The following is a 15,467-nucleotide window of genomic DNA, read 5'->3' as shown; positions in this document are numbered from 1 at the left end:
CAGGCTCCCTGGAAGAACGAGTACGAGCGTGAGCAGGCCGCCTGGTCGCGTCTGACCTCGACCATCTCCATGGGTGCTGCTATCGGCACCCTCGTCGGTGGCCTCGGCGGCGCCGCTGTCGGTTGCATCGCTGGCGCTGGCGCTGGCCTGGTCGCCACCGGCGTGCTCCTCGGCCTGTTCGGTGCGGGCCCGATCGCGGGCTGCGTCGTTGGCGCCACCACCATTGGTGCTCTCGGTGTGATCGCGGGTCAGATCTTCGTGACCGCGCCGTTCGCGATTGGTGCGGCGATTCAGTACTTCGTCACCATCACCCAGCCTGCTCCCAAGCCGGCACCGGCCAAGTAATTCGCCGTAGCACGAAAAACGCCCCCGCTCAATGCTTTTCGAGCGGGGGCGTTTTTGCTGTGTCGGTACCACTTACCCGAAGGCGGCTCGTCCGGCCGATCGTGACCAGGACCGTCCGAGCCGGATCGGTGGCACCTAAGTTTTATGCCGTTTGAGCCTGCTGGGCCGGGGCGATGGACGTCCGGACGAACTTCGCCACTCGGCCGAGGGCCGAACGGCTTTCCGGCATGCCGGGCAGGAAGCTCATGAACGCGTGCACCTGACCGCGCCACAGTTCCAGGCTGTTTGGGACACCAGCGGCGGTGAGGCGGTGCGACATCACCTCACAGTCGTAGCGCAACAGCTCGTCTTCGGCGGCGATCAGCAGAACCGGCGGCAAGCCGTTCAGGTTGCCGTTCACCGGCGACAGTGCCGGATCAAGGCGACCGTGGGTCTCCGCGCCCAGCTTGACCATCGTTTCCAGGCGGTCGAGCGGGATGTAGGCGTCGCGGTCGACGTTGACGTATCCACGCTTGGCCTCATAGTCCAGGTCGAGCAGCGGGCTGAGCCCAACCAGCCCAGCTGGCAGCGGCAGTCCAAGCTCACGCGCACGCAGCGCGCTCGCGAAGGTCAGGAAACCACCGGCCGAGTCGCCTGCGAAGACGATGCGACCCGGATCGGCACCGTGGCGCAGCAACCAGCGGTAGGCGAGCACGCAGTCGTCGATCGACTCGCTGATCGACGCGTCTGGCAGCTGCCGGTACTCGACGTTGAGTACGGCCAAGCCCGTGCGACGCGCGAGACCAGCGGCGACAGCGCGGTGCGTGTTGAGGCCGCCGACCGAGAACGCCCCACCGTGCATGTAGAGCAGCGCGCCGTGGCGCAATGCGCGTGACGCACCGGCCGGGCGGATCATCTCCATCCGGAAGCCGGGCATCTGGATCTGCTCGCGCTCGATGCCCTGCGGCTCGGAACGCAGCCGAAAGACCGCGTCGACTACGACGGCCGCGACCGGAACGGTCGCACGGTTGAGCGGGAAGTTGCGCAAGACCGGCCCGATGACCCCGACGCATGCGGCCATCACCACCCGCGAGGTAGTGCTAGCTGGCCCAGCGTTGACGACGATGCCGGGATCTGGAACGCGCGCGACCTTGGCCGCACCCGCCGAAGCGAGTCCACCTGTGATCGCTGGCCCACCGATGTTTGTCGCTCGCATCGCGCACCTACCTAACCGCTGGCGCGCCGATCCCGAGCTGGGCTCGAATGTCGACGCTGACATCTAACACAGTGACGTTTCACACATCACGGCTCACCCAACCAGGTGAACGTGACCTACGCAACATTTATCGCCCGACACGCCCACCTGCGAAACCTCTGAGACCTGATCGTTCTTGGCCCGGTGCCAATGGGTTACCGGAGGCGACCGGCCCGATCGTCCTCCCATAGACTCCTGGTCATGCGCGGAATCATCTTGGCGGGCGGCACCGGTTCGCGGCTGCATCCCATTACGCGCGGAGTGAGTAAGCAGCTCGTTCCCGTTTACGACAAGCCGATGGTCTACTACCCCCTTTCGACGTTGATGCTGGCTGGCATCGACGACATCCTGGTGATCACCACGCCCGAAGACGCCGACGCGTTCGCCCGGCTGCTCGGCGACGGCAGCCAGTTCGGGGTGTCGATCAGCTACGTGGTGCAGCAGAGCCCCGACGGCTTGGCCTGCGCCTTCGTGCTCGGTGCCGACCACATCGGCAACGAGCCTGCCGCACTTGTGTTGGGCGACAACATCTTTCACGGTCCTGGCCTCGGTACTAGCCTCGAACGGTTCCACGACATCTCCGGCGGCGCGGTGTTCGCCTATTGGGTGAGCGACCCAACCGCCTACGGCGTTGTTGAGTTTTCCGACGGTCGCGCGGTGTCGATCGAGGAAAAGCCGAAGAAGCCGCGCTCGAACTACGCGATTCCCGGGCTGTACTTCTACGACAACGACGTTGTCACCATCGCGCGCGACCTGAAACCGTCGGCGCGCGGCGAGTACGAGATCACCGACATCAACCGCGCCTACCTCGAACAGGGACGCCTGAGCGTGGACGTGCTCGCGCGTGGCACCGCTTGGCTCGATACCGGCACCTTCGACTCCCTCCTTGACGCCGCCAACTACGTGCGCACCATCGAGGAGCGCCAGGGCCTCAAGATTGGCGTGCCCGAAGAAGTGGCGTGGCGACGCGGTTTGATTTCCGACGACGAACTGACCGAACTGGCTGAGCCGATGGTGCGTTCGGGCTACGGCCGATACCTGCTCGACCTGCTCGACCGTGGAAAAGATTGGTAGGCAATGCATTTCCGTGAACTCGCCATCCCCGGCGCGTGGGAGATGACCCCGCGACTGCATGGCGACGACCGTGGCATGTTCTGCGAATCCTTCAAAGCGTCGGAATTTGAGAAGGCGACCGGTCGGCCGTTTGAGCTGCATCAGGTGAACACGTCGGTTTCCGCGGCCGGTGTGCTGCGCGGGATTCACTATACCGATAACCCGCCTGGCCAGGCGAAATACGTGACGTGCGTGCGCGGCGCTTTCCTTGATGTGGTTGTTGACCTGCGCCCCGGCTCGCCAACCTATGGCCGCTGGGACAGCGTGCTGCTCGATGAGACGAGCCGCCGTTCGGTATTTCTCTCCGAGGGCCTTGGTCACGCGATCCTTTCGCTGGCCGATGGCTCGACGGTGACCTACCTTTGCTCGCTTGAGTACTCCCCCGAATTCGACCGCGACATGGACGCCTTCGATCCCACGCTCGCTATCGATTGGCCCACCGTCGGCATCGACGGTTCGCCACTGACGTTTCTGCGCTCCACGAAAGATCAACTCGCCCCCCAGTTTTCGTAGTTGTATGCCAAACGCCGGGCCCCACGAGTGAAGCCCGGCGTTTAGTTTTTCGGTGTGTTAGCCGGTCGGCTCAAGCACCTTGGTGTCGGCAACGCTGTCGTTTTGCGCGGCTAGCGCCCGACGCGACCGAGGTAGGAAGACCGACAGCGCGACGAGCGCACCAACGATCGAGACGCCTGCGGCGAATTCCAGTCCGGGTCGGTAGGTGTTGAGCATGTCCTGCGCCGACGGCGTGCCCGTTGCGGCATGCGCGCCCGAGGTGACGATGGCCGTGGTAACCGCGAGCACGATAGCCGCGCCGACCTGCATCGACGTCTGCAAGACGCCAGCCGCTAGGCCCTGTTCGTCGTCGTCGATACCGCTGGTCGCCTGCACGTTGATCGCGGGGAAGCCGATCCAACCAACACCGACGAGCAGCACTGCGGGCAGCAAGACCGTGAGGTAGCTCGGCGCGGTGTCGATGCGCAGGAACAGCAGGTAGCCGACGGCCATGACGGCCATGGTGACCGCGATGACCGGCCCGGTGCCGTACCGATCGATGAGCTTCTCCGAGAAGAATGCGGAACCGACGACCAGGATGCCAACCGGCAGCAGCGCGAGCGCGAGCTTCAACGGCGACCAGCCGAGTGAATCTTGCAGGTACAGCGTGACGATGAACTGCCAGCTGAAGTAGGAACCGGCGACGGCGATGATCGCGAGGCTGGCCCGCCACAGCGACGGCTTTGTGAGGATGCCCAACCGGACGAGCGGGTGAGCGACGCGCAGCTCAGTGAAGACGAACGCGGCGAACAGTGCGATGACGGCAAGGAACGAACCGAGGGTGCGCACCGATGCCCAGCCCACTTCCGGCGCGGTGACCACGGTGTAGACCAGCAACAACATGCCCGCGGTGGAGAGCACCGCGCCAAGGATGTCGTGCCCGCCTTCTTCTGGTGCCTCGTCCTTGGGAACAAGGATGAACGCGGCGACGAGTGCGGCGATGGCGATGGGGACGGGCAGCAGGAAGGTCCAGCGCCAGCCGAGGCCCGTCATCAGACCGCCGAACAGCAGACCCATGGAGTAGCCGCCCGCACCGAAGACGGTGTAGATGGACAGCGCCTTGTTGCGCGCCTTGCCCTCCGCGAACGTGGTCGTGATGATCGACAGCCCAGTTGGCGCGGTGAACGCGGCGGCAAGGCCCTTGATGAAGCGGGTGACGATGAGCAGCGTGCCGTCGTCGACAAGACCGCCCGCCAGCGACGCGACCGCGAAAACGGCAAGCGCGATGAGGAAGACCTTGCGCCGACCAAGCAGATCGGCAGTACGGCCACCAAGCAGCAAAAGGCCGCCGTAACCGAGGACGTACCCGCTGACGAGCCACTGCAGGGTGGAGGTGGACAGGTGCAGTTCGGAGCCGATGGACGGAAGCGCGACGCCGATCATCGAAACGTCGAGGCCATCGAGGAACAGCACGATGCACAGGGTGATCAGCATGCCCCAGAGCCGGAGGGGCCACCTGGTCGAATCGGACGCCTGATCTGCGGCCGAGAGCGTTGCTGGCGAAGTCATGGCGACGACATTACATGCGCACGCATTAATTGCCAAGACATAAAATGCGATTGCATGAACAGGGAAGAGGCACTAAGATGGGGCCATGTACCACCCCGACGACTTGCCACACGCGGTTGGTGCACCGGATGTTGTCGAAGACAGCCCACTGGTCACCGAATGGCGCAAACTTCTTGATCGCCACGCATCGGTGAGCTGTGCGCTTGAGAAACTTCTCCAGAGTGAATTCCAGATCGGGCTCAGCGAGTTTGAGACCCTTGACCGGCTGATTGAAGCCGACTGCGGCAAGTACGCCATGGCAGATCTGGCAGCAGATATCTACCTAAGCCAAAGCGCGCTGTCGCGGGCCGTTGCCCGCCTAGAGCGCAATGAGCTGGTTGAACGCACGATGTGCGATCACGATCGGCGGGCCATTTTCGTTCGGCCAACCGAGAAGGGCAGGGCGCTCCACGAGCAAGCCCTGCCCACGCATCGAGAAACTCTCGAACGTCTCTGGAACAGCTAGACAGTTAGTCCAGTTCGTCAGCGAGCGCGCTCACGTCGGTAAACGCGGCGCGATAGCGCTCATGCTCCGCCGCTTTGTCCAAATACGTGCCGCCGGTGAGGGTTTCGGTGTAAACCACTGGCGGTTCCGGGCGGTCGACCGAGCCGTCGACGCCGAAGTCGAGAATCGCGAACCGACCAGACTCAAGCCCGGCGTGATAACCCGAGGAGGTGGGCAGTACTTGCACTCGCACGTTTTCCAACTCGGTGAGTTCGCGCAACCGCGCGCGCTGACCAGCCGTTACTCGCGCATCGCCAATGTGCCTGCCCAACACCGTTTCCGCGAGCACAGCATGCACACGCAACGGACTGCCAGCGCGGGTCAATAGCGCTTGCCGTGACCGACCAACGTGCAGCCGCCGTTCCACTTCAGCTTCGGTGAGCTGCGGATGAGTGCGCTCTAAGAGCGCGCGCGTGTAGTCGTCGGTACGCAAAAGCGCTGGTACCAACCCATCTTCATAGATCGACACCTGCGTAGCGGCTTCTTCGAGGCCGATGTAGACCTCGAATCCCTCGCTGATCACGTCGGTGTAGCTCGTCCACCAACCCCTTGCCTTGGTTTCCCGAGCTAGTGCGCCGAGGCGTTCGACCAAATCGGAGGGTGCCCCGTACACCTTGCACATCGCTTCGACGTCGAGGCTGCGCAACGACGTCTGTCCGGTTTCGATTCGCCAGATCTTTGCTTCTGACCATTCCAGTTGCGATGCGGCGGTTCTCGTTGTCATCCGCGCACGATTGCGCAGGTCACGTAAGTGCCTGCCCAGCTGCCGCCGCGGCATGGTAGATCCGGTAACGCCCTGTGGTGAAGTCATTGTGCCCCCCTGTATCAAACTTCGGTCTCCCCAACCTTTTTCGAGACCGCCCTTAACACCGAGTACAACAGCTGTACATCGGCGTACAGATCATTTCACAATGAATCCCCCCGTGCGCAGTAGCGAGAGTGAGGATTATTTCTTCTTGCGGAAACGCCAGAACTGCACGGCGCGAACGTCTTCCGACAGCTGGTTCACCGGTTCCGCTACATCCGACAGCGCTTGGAAGAGTCCGTCAGCGAGGTCGCCAATGTGCTCGACCCGTCCGGCGAGTAACGCTGCGTTGTCGGCGAATTCGAGCATCAACCGAACCGCCGCCGCGATCGTGACGCCAAGTGGCACCGCGACAAGCAGCGCGAGCACCCCCAACCACACCGACGCCTGCCACATCAGGACAACGAAGGCGATCGGCAGGCCAACGCCGAAGGAGGCAACGCTGAGAATGTAGGCGAGCGGCAGCAGTGTTCGTGTCGCTGGCCTGCGGAATTGCACGTCAAGCAGCGCGACGAACGCATCGCGCGCCCACTCCTTCGCCGACCGCGTGCTCGCGAACGGATCGTCGAATTCAGGCTCATCGGTCGCCGCGAAATCCTCGGGCGGCGGCAGCCTCTTCGCGGCGTCGCGCACGCTTGAAGCTCCAGCTTCCTTCCAAGAAAGCCAACGTGTTTCGGCTTCGACCACTTCCTCAAGTTCATCTTCGGGAGCGGTGGTAGCGGGCCCATCGGTCATGTTTTCGAATACTGCCTGGTTTTGCGGAACTCGCCAAGCGTTCACCAGGGGTTTCGCGATAGCAACTGTTGCGAAAGTGAGACCTACGCGACACTGAAGAAAATTTTTCGGTAACGGCGTAACGCACCCACTAGCCAACGCCGATAGCCCCATGAACGCTGATACGAGCGAGCTTCGGGGAATGGAGAACATAGTGCGCACGACGTTTCCGACCACAACTACGGCCGCCGAGAAGGATGCCGCCGCGCTGGAGTACGCCGCGCAGGGTTGGACCGTTGCTGAGACCACTAACGGGCTGTGCCTGATCACCGACGAGAACATCTCGGCGATCGAGGTCACTGGCACGGTGGCGGCCGAGGTTCGTCGCTTCCTGCGCGCCAACAACCTCTCCGGCCCCGTGATCGAGATTCCGGGCGCTGAGCGTCGCGAGATTCACCTGGTTACCGGTGTTCGCAAGGCCGCGATGGCCATCGAAGCGATGCGTTCGGCGGGCATCCTCGTCCACACCGACGGTGCGTCGATCCCGCTTCCGCCCACCCAGCTCGCCGCTGGCAGCGCTTCCTGGGGCGTCTCCCCCACCGAAGCCCGCTGGATCCCGCCGGTTGTCGCGCTCGGTGCAGCGGTTCGCGCCGCGACCTCGCGCAAGCGCGCTCGCCTCACCCTGGCCAGCTAGCACCCACTTTCAACGGAAAACCCGCGCCAACAACCCCCGAGTTGGCGCGGGTTTTCCGCGTTTTCGCTGTGTCTGAGCGCATCGGCGAGTAAGCAAAGTGCATGGCTCCGCGCACGCTGCTTCGCACCTGTCCCCTTTGTGAGGCCGTTTGCGGTCTCGCGATCACGCTCGACGACGACAACCGGGTACTCAGCGTGCGTGGCGACCGCGACGACCCGTTCAGCAAGGGATTCATCTGCCCCAAGGGCGCGAGCTTCGGCAAGCTCGACGACGACCCCGACCTCGTGCGTACCCCGCTGATCCGCGGGGGCGACGGGTTCCGCGAGGCAACGTGGGCTGAGGCGTTCGACCTGATCGCGACCCGATTCGCCGAGGTCACCACCGCGCACGGCCGAGGCTCGACCGCGCTTTACCTGGGCAATCCGAACGCGCACACCGTCGCGGGCGCGTTGTATCTGCCCGCGCTCATCCGCGCGATGGGCACCCGCCACCTCTATTCAGCGAGCACGGCCGACCAGATGCCGAAGCAGGTGGCAGCCGGCCTGATGTTCGGCGATCCGCTGCTTGTTCCGGTCCCTGACCTGGACCGCACCGACTTCCTGTTGATGCTCGGCGCGAATCCGCTTGAGTCGAACGGCTCGCTGTGCACCGCCCCCGACTTCCCTGGCCGACTCAAAGCGCTCAAAGCGCGCGGCGGGCGCTTCGTCGTTGTCGACCCACGCGCGACCCGAACGGCCGCGCTGGCCGACGAGCACCTGTTCATCCGACCGGGCACCGACGCACTGCTGCTCTTCGCGATTCTGCGCACACTCTTCGAAGAAGACCTGGTCATCCCCCAAATCGACGCTGATGGCCTCGATGAATTGCGCACGGCGGCAAGTCAATTCACGATCGACGAGGTCGCTGAGCGAACCGGCATCGAAGCCGACAAAATCGTCGAGCTCGCCCGCTCGATCGCCGGTTCGCCAACGGCGGCCGTGTACGCCCGCATCGGCACGTGCACCGCCGAGTTCGGCACGCTGACACAGTGGCTCGTCGACGCGATCAACGTCGTCACCGGCAACATCGACTCCCCCGGCGGCGCGATGTTCGCCGAAGCGGCGGCGGGCGGGATCCCGCGCACGAAGCCGTTCCGGGTCGGGCGCTGGCGTTCGCGGGTGCGTTCCCTGCCAGAGGCGATGGGCGAACTGCCCGTCGCTACCCTTGCCGACGAGATCGAAACCCCAGGTGAGGGCCAGATCAGGGCGCTGATCACGGTCGCGGGCAATCCGGTACTTTCGGCACCGTCGGGCGACCGGCTCGATCCGGCGTTGGCCGGACTTGAGTTCATGGTCAGCGTCGACCGCTATGTCAACGAGACAACCCGCCACGCCAACGTGATCCTGCCGCCGCCGCGTTCGGTGCAGTCGCCGCACTACGACTTCGCGCTGCTGCAGTTCGCGGTACGCAACTACGCGCGATACTCGCCGCCACTTGTCCCGCTCGACGGTCGACCGTCGGAGTCGGCGATGATCGCGACGCTCGCGGCGGCCGTCAGCGGTCAGCCGCACGACGGCGTCGGCGCGCAAAGCCCCATCGCGGTGATCGACGAGCTCATCATCGCTGGCACGCTGCACAAGGCGGGGATGGCCGACCGACGCGATGAGCTCGACGGCAACGACACCATCGAAGCCCGCATCGACCTGATGCTGCGACTCGGCCCGTACGGCGAGTGGAACGGCGGCACGCTGCGCTTGAAAACGCTGCTTGACCAGCCACATGGCATCGATTTGGGAGCGCTACGGCCGCGCTGGCCGGAAGCGCTGCGCACCGCGAACCGTCGCGTGCGGCTCGCCCCGGCCGAATTGCTTGCCGACGTCGCCCGCCTTCGCGCTTCGCTCGCCAAAGCTGCCCCCGACCTTGTCCTCATCGGCCGCAGACAGCTGCGGTCGAACAACAGCTGGATGCACAACGTCGCGAGCCTGGTCGGCGGTTCGAACCGATGCACCTTGCTGGTGAATCCCGCCGACGCAACCAGGCTCAACCTCGGCGAGCAGGCCGAAATTCGGTCGGCTGCAGGCAAACTCACGGTTGCGATCGAACAATCGGACACGATTATGCCCGGCGTCGTGAGCCTGCCGCATGGTTGGGGACATGCCGAAAGCGGCACGCAGTCGGTGGCGCTCGCGCACGCGGGCGTCAATGCCAACGTCCTGACCGACCATTCAGTAGTCGATGCTATCTCCGGAACGGCGGTGTTCAACGGGGTACCGGTGACCGTGCATCCCGCGTAAAGGCTTGTGCAAAGGCAAGATTGAGAAGATTCGCAAACCTGGACACCGGACAAGATCGGCATTAGTCCCCTAGACTGCAGTGAGATTGCGATCACAACGGGGATTTCAGTGCGAATCCTCGTAAATAGTTCTGCAGTATCGCCAAGTTGAGGGGGCGCGATGCCCGGTACACAGGTCGGTAGCGATGGGGAACACGAGCTACAGCGCTCGCTTGGCACGCAAGAGCGCGCCCAGCGGTTCTACGACGAGCAGGTGATTGATCACCTCAACCCAACGATGCGCGAGTTCGTCACCAGGATGGACATGGCGTTTATCTCAACCGCCGACAGCCACGGCGAATGCGACGCGAGCTTTCGCGCTGGTACGCCCGGTTTTCTGCACATTATTGATGAGCGAACGGTCGCCTATCCGGAGTACCGAGGCAACGGCGTCATGGCCAGCCTCGGCAACATCGCCGAGAATCCGCACGTCGGAATCCTGATGGTCGACTTCGTTCGCGACCTCATCGGCCTGCATATCAACGGCAAAGCCAGCATGGTCACCGACGACGAACTGCGCGACATCGTCGACGACCTGCCCGAAGGCGACCGTGGTCGAGCCGCGGTGGTCTGGGTGGTCGTCGATATCGAAGAGGCTTACATCCACTGCCGCAAGCACATTCCGCAAATGGTGCCCATGGAACGCGACCGGCGCGAGTGGGGCACCGACAGCGTCAGGGCAAAGGGCGGCGACTACTTCGGCACGAAGGCGAGCAGGCTGTTGCCCGCGCAGGCTAGTTGATCTTGAAGATCACTACTCGCTGCACGATGAAGTTGATGACAGTGGCCGTACCCTGCGCGATCACAAAGGCGAGGCCCTGTTTCCACCACGCGTCGGGCAGCGAGAAGAACAGCGCGCTGTTGATGCCGACCTGCACGGCGAACGTCACCGCGTAAAGCGCGACGACGGCAATGAAGCGGGCTCGGCTCGGCGCGGCTTTGAAGGTCCAGCGCCGGTTGATCAGGTAGGCGGTCGTCGTTCCCGCGACGAAGCTCACCGACTTCGACAGCGCGACCGGCAACCCGAGGACGTTCAGCAGCAGGCTGTAGATGCCAAAATCGACGATCGCCGAAAGTCCGCCGGTGAGGGTGAACCGCACGAGCTGCGTCTTGAGGTCAACATCGGTACCGCCGGTCTCATCGACGACGGGGATCTCAGCGGGCAGCGGGAGATGCGGTTGAGCTTGCACGTGGTGCAGCGTACCTACTCCTGTAGCCTCTATTTCGATGTCCGAGAACATTCCGACCACCCCCGACGAGCCGTTTGCGCTTCCTACGCGTACTCGCAAGCTCACCGGATGGGGTCGCACCGCACCCACCTCCGCCCAAGTGCTCTCGACCAGCGATCCTGAATTGATCGTCAAGGCTGTCGCGCTTGTTGCCGAGGACAACGACTCGAAGCCGACGCATCTGCGACGCGGCGTGATCGCCCGTGGCCTTGGCCGTTCTTACGGCGACAACGCCCAGAACGCGGGCGGCCTGGTGATCGATATGCCAGCGCTCAACCGCATCCACAGCATCGACGCGGCTACGCGCCTTGTTGATGTTGACGGTGGCGTCGACCTCGATCAGCTGATGAAGGCCGCGCTGCCGTTCGGCCTATGGGTGCCGGTCCTGCCAGGCACGCGTCAGGTCACCATCGGTGGCGCGATCGGGTCCGATATTCACGGCAAGAACCATCACAGCGCGGGCAGCTTCGGCAACCACGTGCGGTCGATGGACCTGCTCACCGCCGACGGCGTCGTGCGCACGATCACCGCGCAGTCCGACCCAGAGCTGTTCTGGGCAACCATCGGCGGCTGCGGTCTCACCGGCATCATCTTGCGGGCGACCATCGAGATGACGCCGACCGAGACGGCCTACTTCATCGCCGACGGCGACGTCACGGCCACGCTCGACGAGACCATCGCCTTCCACAGCGACGGTTCCGAGGACAATTACGAGTACAGCTCGGCGTGGTTCGACGCGATCAGCCCGATGCCCAACCTGGGTCGCGCGGCGATTTCGCGTGGCAACCTGGCCAAGCTCGATCAGCTGCCGAAAAAGCTGCAAAAGGACCCGCTGCGGTTCAACGGCAAAACCTTCTTCACGCTGCCCGACATCTTCCCCAACGGCCTGGCGAACAAGTACACGTTCGGCCCGATCGGCGAAATCTGGTACCGCAAGTCGGGCACCTACCGTGGCAAGGCGCAAAGCCTCACCGCCTTCTACCACCCGCTCGACATGATGGGCGAGTGGAACCGTGGCTACGGCTCGAACGGGTTCTTGCAGTACCAGTTCGTCGTTCCGCCGGAGTCGGTCGAAGAGTTCAAGCGCATCATCGTCGACATTCAGCGTTCGGGTTTCTACTCGTTCCTCAACGTGTTCAAGCTCTTTGGCGAGGGCAACGAGGCGCCGCTGAGCTTCCCGATGGCGGGCTGGAACATTTGCGTCGACTTCCCGATTTCGCCCGGACTCAACGAGTTCGTGCGTGAACTCGACCGCCGCGTTCTCGAATTCGGTGGCCGCCTCTACACCGCGAAGGATTCGCGCACCAGCGCTGAGACCTTCCACCAGATGTACCCGCGCATTGACGAGTGGATCAAGGTCCGCCGCAGTGTCGACCCCAGTGGCGTTTTCATGTCCGACATGGCCAGGAGGCTTGAGCTCCAGTGATCAACGCAGTTGGCAACCCGCAGACCGTGCTGCTTTTCGGCGGCACCTCTGAGATCGGCTTGGCGATCGTCGCCGAGTACCTCGCCAAGGCCCCGGTGCGCGTGATCCTCGCGAACCTCCCCGGCGACCCGCTGCTCGAAGCCACGGTCACGCGGCTCACCGAGCTTGGCGCCTCCCGTGTCGACGTCATCGACTTCGACGCGCTCGACACCGATTCGCACCCGAAGGTCGTTGACGCGGCCTTCGCGGCTGGCGATGTCGACGTGGCGATCGTCGCGTTCGGCGTGCTTGGCGACGCTGAGCAGCTTTGGCAAGACCAGCGCAAGGCCGTGATGACCGTCGGTATCAATTACACCGCTGGCGTTTCCGTCGGCGTGCTTGTTGGCGAGAAGTTCAAGGAACAGGGCCACGGCCGGTTCATCGTGATGTCGTCGGTCGCGGGCGAGCGGGTTCGTCGGTCGAACTTCGTCTACGGCTCGACCAAGGCTGGTCTCGACGGTTTCTTCCTCGGCCTCGGCGAAGCGCTTGCTCCGTTCGGCGGGCGCGTCACCGTTGTGCGGCCGATGCAGGTGCGCACGTCGGCCACAAAGGCGCACTGGGCAGCCACTGGCGCGAAGGAAGCGCCGCTGACTGTTGACCCGGAAGATGTTGCGCGACTTGCGGTTTCGGCGTCACAGAAGGGCACCGAGATCGTGTGGACGCCAGGACCGGCGCGCTTCGTGATGTCGGCGTTGCGGCACGTGCCGCGCCCGATCTTCCGCAAGCTGCCTATCTAAGCTTCGCGAAATCGTAAAGAACCGCCGTGCCCTGAACTTCGGGTGCGGCGGTTTTTTCGTCTCCGTTAGGCTGACTCGGATCGAAAGAGCCGATGCGAAACCGGAGGGTGCTGCCGCCGATGAACTACCGCGATGAGGTGCGATCGTTGCGCAAGGTCGGCCCATCGCTTGGGGAGGGTGCCCTTGCCGCGCTGGTCGCGCTGGTAGTGAGTGTCGTTGGACTCGTTGCCTTTTCGCTTGTCGAGTGGCCCGCGTTCACGTCGTCGAACGTCACGCGGGCGCTGACGACTGTCGGCCAGTTCGCGACCGTCGCGCTGCTTGTTCTTTCGATTGTGTTGCTGCGGCTGCGTAAATGGGTGACCGTCGCGAAAGCGGCGGCGTGGGTTGGGCTTTCGGGGCTCGTCACTGTGACGCTCGGAATGCCACTCGCCGCGACCAAGTTCTACCTCGGCGGCGTATCGGTTGACCAGGAGTTTCGCACCGAATACCTCACTCGCCTCACCGATTCGCCCGCATTGCATGACATGACCTACATCGACCTGCCGCCGTTCTATCCGGCTGGCTGGTTCTGGCTCGGTGGGCGCGTTGGTGATGCCGCGGGGCTGGCCGGCTGGGAGGTGTTCAAGCCGTACGCGATCGCGGTGCTCGCGGTGGGTGCGGTTGCCGCGTACGTGCTGTGGTCGCGGTTGGTGCGTGCGGACTTGGCCGTTGGGGCTGCCGCCGCGGTGACGGTGATGGTGCTCGCGTACGCGTCGCCTGAGGCTTACAGCGCGGTGCTGATTTTCTTCATCCCGCCCGTGCTGATTCTGGCGTGGGGCGGACTGCATCGGCGCGGTGCCGGTGGTTGGGGCGCGGTGATCGGGACGGGGCTTTTCCTCGGACTCGCGGCGTGTTTCTACACGCTCTACCTGTTCGTGGCGGCGTTTACGGTCACGTTGATGGCGGTCGTCGCTGCCTTCCTCGCGGTCCGCAGGACGCGCGCCGAGCAGGACCTAGCGCGCCGCGCCGCGCGACACGCCAACGAGCCCGCACCGCAGCTGTCGGCCGCGTGGCGCGCACTTGTTGCACCGCTCGTGCGGTTGATCGTGATCGCGGCGATCTCGGGCGCGCTGGCGTTGGTCGTGTGGACGCCGTATTTGTTGAAGCTGCTCACGCACCCGATCGCCGAGTCGGGAACGGCGTTGCACTACCTACCCGCTGGCGGTTCCGAGCTGGCGTTCCCGATGTTCGAATGGTCGATGACCGGGGCGTTGTGCTTGGTCGGGACGGTGTGGCTGGTCGTTCGGACGGGTACGTCGCGGCGCGCGCAGGCGTTGAGCGTTGGCGTCGTTTCGGTCTACCTGTGGTCGCTTTTGTCGATGGCCGCGACCGCTGCGGGCACGACGTTGCTTTCGTTCCGACTCACCCCGGTGCTTGTCGCGTTGCTTGCCGCAGCTGGCGTTTTTGGGTTCAGCGAAGGCGTTGGCGCGGTGTATCGGGCGTTGAACGAGCCTGCGAAGCTGCGACTCACCGCTGGCGTGTTGGCCGCCCTTGGCGCTGTCGCGTTCGTGCAGACCATCCCGCACACGCTTATGGACGAAATCGACACGGCCTACGCCGACACCTACCCCACCGCCACGGGCGGCGAGCGCGGCGACAAGCGACCGCCATCAGCGGTGTCGTTCTACCCCGAAATCGACAGCCTGTTGCTCGCCCAAACGGGTCGTCCGCGCGACGAGCTAGTCGTCTTGACCGCCGACACCACCTTCCTTTCGTTCTACCCGTACTTCGGTTTCCAGTCCCTGACCAGCCATTACGCGAACCCGCTCGCCGATTTCAAAGCGCGCGCGGCACTGATCGACAACTGGTCAAAACTCCCAACATCGGAAGCCTTGGTCGCCGCGCTTGCCGACTCCCCGTGGCGCGCCCCCGACGCTTTCCTTTTCCGCGACGAGGGCGACGCGTACACCCTGCGGTTGGCCGAAGATGTGTACCCGAACGACCCCAACGTGCGCCGCTACACGGTGTCGTTCCCGAAGACCCTCTTCACGTCCCCGCACTTCAAAACCACCCAAATCGGCCCATTCGCCTTGGTGACGGTGAACCGCTAGCCGCGCAGATCGTTTCCAAGCTGTTTCGTTCAAGGGTGTTCTTGTCGGAGGGCGTCGTTAGACTGGCGGGTGCGGCAATGGTCGCCCTCCACGGCGGCGTTTTATCTCTAAAGCTCTGGTCTCGC

The 15,467-nt window shown here is 64.0% G+C and carries 14 protein-coding genes and 1 pseudogene; 10 read left to right on the top strand and 5 right to left on the bottom strand.

What is annotated here, in order from left to right:
- Positions 1 to 345, top strand: a pseudogene (locus tag IEX78_RS14860) (hypothetical protein); the annotation flags it as partial.
- A 142-nt stretch (positions 346 to 487) separates the two neighbouring features.
- Here IEX78_RS14860 and IEX78_RS14855 read toward each other — a convergent pair.
- The gene (locus IEX78_RS14855; RefSeq protein ID WP_188829453.1) at positions 488 to 1,540 is read right to left on the bottom strand and encodes an alpha/beta hydrolase; all 1,053 of its coding nucleotides are present in this window, start codon (positions 1,538 to 1,540) and stop codon (positions 488 to 490) included.
- Positions 1,541 to 1,780: 240 nt separating this feature from the next.
- Between IEX78_RS14855 and rfbA the strand changes: the two genes are divergently transcribed.
- Both rfbA and IEX78_RS14845 read left to right on the top strand, forming a co-directional pair.
- Entirely contained in the window at positions 1,781 to 2,653 is an 873-nt protein-coding gene (rfbA, locus tag IEX78_RS14850; RefSeq protein ID WP_188829452.1) for a glucose-1-phosphate thymidylyltransferase RfbA, read from the top strand.
- Between the two features lie 3 nt (positions 2,654 to 2,656).
- Positions 2,657 to 3,205: a dTDP-4-dehydrorhamnose 3,5-epimerase family protein gene (locus IEX78_RS14845; protein ID WP_188829451.1), complete on the top strand. Its 549-nt coding sequence runs from the start codon at positions 2,657 to 2,659 to the stop codon at positions 3,203 to 3,205.
- A 57-nt stretch (positions 3,206 to 3,262) separates the two neighbouring features.
- Here the strand turns inward: IEX78_RS14845 and IEX78_RS14840 are convergent, their stop codons facing one another.
- The gene (locus tag IEX78_RS14840) at positions 3,263 to 4,753 is read right to left on the bottom strand and encodes an MFS transporter (RefSeq protein ID WP_188829450.1); all 1,491 of its coding nucleotides are present in this window, start codon (positions 4,751 to 4,753) and stop codon (positions 3,263 to 3,265) included.
- Positions 4,754 to 4,838: 85 nt separating this feature from the next.
- Between IEX78_RS14840 and IEX78_RS14835 the strand changes: the two genes are divergently transcribed.
- Positions 4,839 to 5,258 (top strand): MarR family transcriptional regulator, encoded by a 420-nt coding sequence (locus IEX78_RS14835; protein ID WP_188829449.1) that lies wholly within the window; start codon positions 4,839 to 4,841, stop codon positions 5,256 to 5,258.
- 4 nt (positions 5,259 to 5,262) lie between these two features.
- Here the strand turns inward: IEX78_RS14835 and IEX78_RS14830 are convergent, their stop codons facing one another.
- Together IEX78_RS14830 and IEX78_RS14825 are read right to left on the bottom strand one after the other, a co-directional pair.
- Positions 5,263 to 6,075 carry a helix-turn-helix domain-containing protein gene (locus IEX78_RS14830; protein ID WP_268240901.1) on the bottom strand — a complete coding sequence of 271 codons (813 nt, stop codon included), beginning with the start codon at positions 6,073 to 6,075 and terminating at the stop codon, positions 5,263 to 5,265.
- 168 nt (positions 6,076 to 6,243) lie between these two features.
- On the bottom strand, positions 6,244 to 6,837 hold the full coding sequence (locus IEX78_RS14825; protein WP_188829447.1) for a DUF4282 domain-containing protein: 594 nt from the start codon (positions 6,835 to 6,837) through the stop codon (positions 6,244 to 6,246).
- Positions 6,838 to 7,030: 193 nt separating this feature from the next.
- On the opposite strand from IEX78_RS14825, the gene IEX78_RS14820 reads away from it, so the two are divergent.
- From IEX78_RS14820 to IEX78_RS14810, 3 genes are all read left to right on the top strand, one after another.
- Positions 7,031 to 7,510: a hypothetical protein gene (locus tag IEX78_RS14820; RefSeq protein WP_229683968.1), complete on the top strand. Its 480-nt coding sequence runs from the start codon at positions 7,031 to 7,033 to the stop codon at positions 7,508 to 7,510.
- 101 nt (positions 7,511 to 7,611) lie between these two features.
- Positions 7,612 to 9,783 carry a molybdopterin-dependent oxidoreductase gene (locus tag IEX78_RS14815; RefSeq protein ID WP_188829445.1) on the top strand — a complete coding sequence of 724 codons (2,172 nt, stop codon included), beginning with the start codon at positions 7,612 to 7,614 and terminating at the stop codon, positions 9,781 to 9,783.
- Between the two features lie 159 nt (positions 9,784 to 9,942).
- Positions 9,943 to 10,563, top strand: coding sequence for a pyridoxamine 5'-phosphate oxidase family protein (locus tag IEX78_RS14810; protein ID WP_188829444.1), 621 nt, complete (start codon positions 9,943 to 9,945; stop codon positions 10,561 to 10,563).
- Here IEX78_RS14810 and IEX78_RS14805 read toward each other — a convergent pair.
- The gene (locus IEX78_RS14805) at positions 10,556 to 11,062 is read right to left on the bottom strand and encodes a GtrA family protein (RefSeq protein WP_373291588.1); all 507 of its coding nucleotides are present in this window, start codon (positions 11,060 to 11,062) and stop codon (positions 10,556 to 10,558) included. The genes IEX78_RS14810 and IEX78_RS14805 overlap by 8 nt on opposite strands.
- Here IEX78_RS14805 and dprE1 point away from each other — a divergent pair.
- The 3 genes from dprE1 (at position 11,049) to IEX78_RS14790 (ending at position 15,342) form a co-directional block, all read left to right on the top strand.
- A complete protein-coding gene (gene dprE1 / locus IEX78_RS14800) occupies positions 11,049 to 12,476 on the top strand; it encodes a decaprenylphosphoryl-beta-D-ribose oxidase (RefSeq protein WP_188829443.1) in 1,428 nt (475 codons plus the stop codon). The two genes, IEX78_RS14805 and dprE1, sit on opposite strands and share 14 nt — an antisense overlap.
- Positions 12,473 to 13,252, top strand: coding sequence for a decaprenylphospho-beta-D-erythro-pentofuranosid-2-ulose 2-reductase (gene dprE2 / locus IEX78_RS14795; protein ID WP_188829442.1), 780 nt, complete (start codon positions 12,473 to 12,475; stop codon positions 13,250 to 13,252). Before dprE1 ends, dprE2 begins: the two co-directional genes overlap by 4 nt.
- Positions 13,253 to 13,371: 119 nt before the next feature.
- On the top strand, positions 13,372 to 15,342 hold the full coding sequence (locus tag IEX78_RS14790) for a galactan 5-O-arabinofuranosyltransferase (RefSeq protein ID WP_188829615.1): 1,971 nt from the start codon (positions 13,372 to 13,374) through the stop codon (positions 15,340 to 15,342).
- Positions 15,343 to 15,467 lie beyond the last annotated feature (125 nt).

It is taken from the genome of Nocardia camponoti, from assembly GCF_014646135.1.
In the GTDB taxonomy this organism is placed as follows: Bacteria; Actinomycetota; Actinomycetes; order Mycobacteriales; family Mycobacteriaceae; genus Nocardia; species Nocardia camponoti.
This window is presented reverse-complemented; position numbering and strand designations above follow the sequence as displayed.

Excerpts from the sequence above, each read along its gene's own strand:
- IEX78_RS14830 (WP_268240901.1), bottom strand. The coding sequence starts at position 6,075 with ATGCCGCGGCGGCAGCTGGGCAGGCACTTACGTGACCTGCGCAATCGT.
- IEX78_RS14825 (WP_188829447.1), bottom strand. The coding sequence starts at position 6,837 with ATGACCGATGGGCCCGCTACCACCGCTCCCGAAGATGAACTTGAGGAA.
- IEX78_RS14855 (WP_188829453.1), bottom strand. The coding sequence starts at position 1,540 with ATGCGAGCGACAAACATCGGTGGGCCAGCGATCACAGGTGGACTCGCT.
- dprE1 (WP_188829443.1), top strand. The coding sequence starts at position 11,049 with ATGTCCGAGAACATTCCGACCACCCCCGACGAGCCGTTTGCGCTTCCT.
- IEX78_RS14845 (WP_188829451.1), top strand. The coding sequence starts at position 2,657 with ATGCATTTCCGTGAACTCGCCATCCCCGGCGCGTGGGAGATGACCCCG.
- IEX78_RS14835 (WP_188829449.1), top strand. The coding sequence starts at position 4,839 with ATGTACCACCCCGACGACTTGCCACACGCGGTTGGTGCACCGGATGTT.
- IEX78_RS14810 (WP_188829444.1), top strand. The coding sequence starts at position 9,943 with ATGCCCGGTACACAGGTCGGTAGCGATGGGGAACACGAGCTACAGCGC.
- IEX78_RS14790 (WP_188829615.1), top strand. The coding sequence starts at position 13,372 with ATGAACTACCGCGATGAGGTGCGATCGTTGCGCAAGGTCGGCCCATCG.
- IEX78_RS14840 (WP_188829450.1), bottom strand. The coding sequence starts at position 4,753 with ATGACTTCGCCAGCAACGCTCTCGGCCGCAGATCAGGCGTCCGATTCG.
- rfbA (WP_188829452.1), top strand. The coding sequence starts at position 1,781 with ATGCGCGGAATCATCTTGGCGGGCGGCACCGGTTCGCGGCTGCATCCC.
- IEX78_RS14815 (WP_188829445.1), top strand. The coding sequence starts at position 7,612 with ATGGCTCCGCGCACGCTGCTTCGCACCTGTCCCCTTTGTGAGGCCGTT.
- IEX78_RS14805 (WP_373291588.1), bottom strand. The coding sequence starts at position 11,062 with ATGTTCTCGGACATCGAAATAGAGGCTACAGGAGTAGGTACGCTGCAC.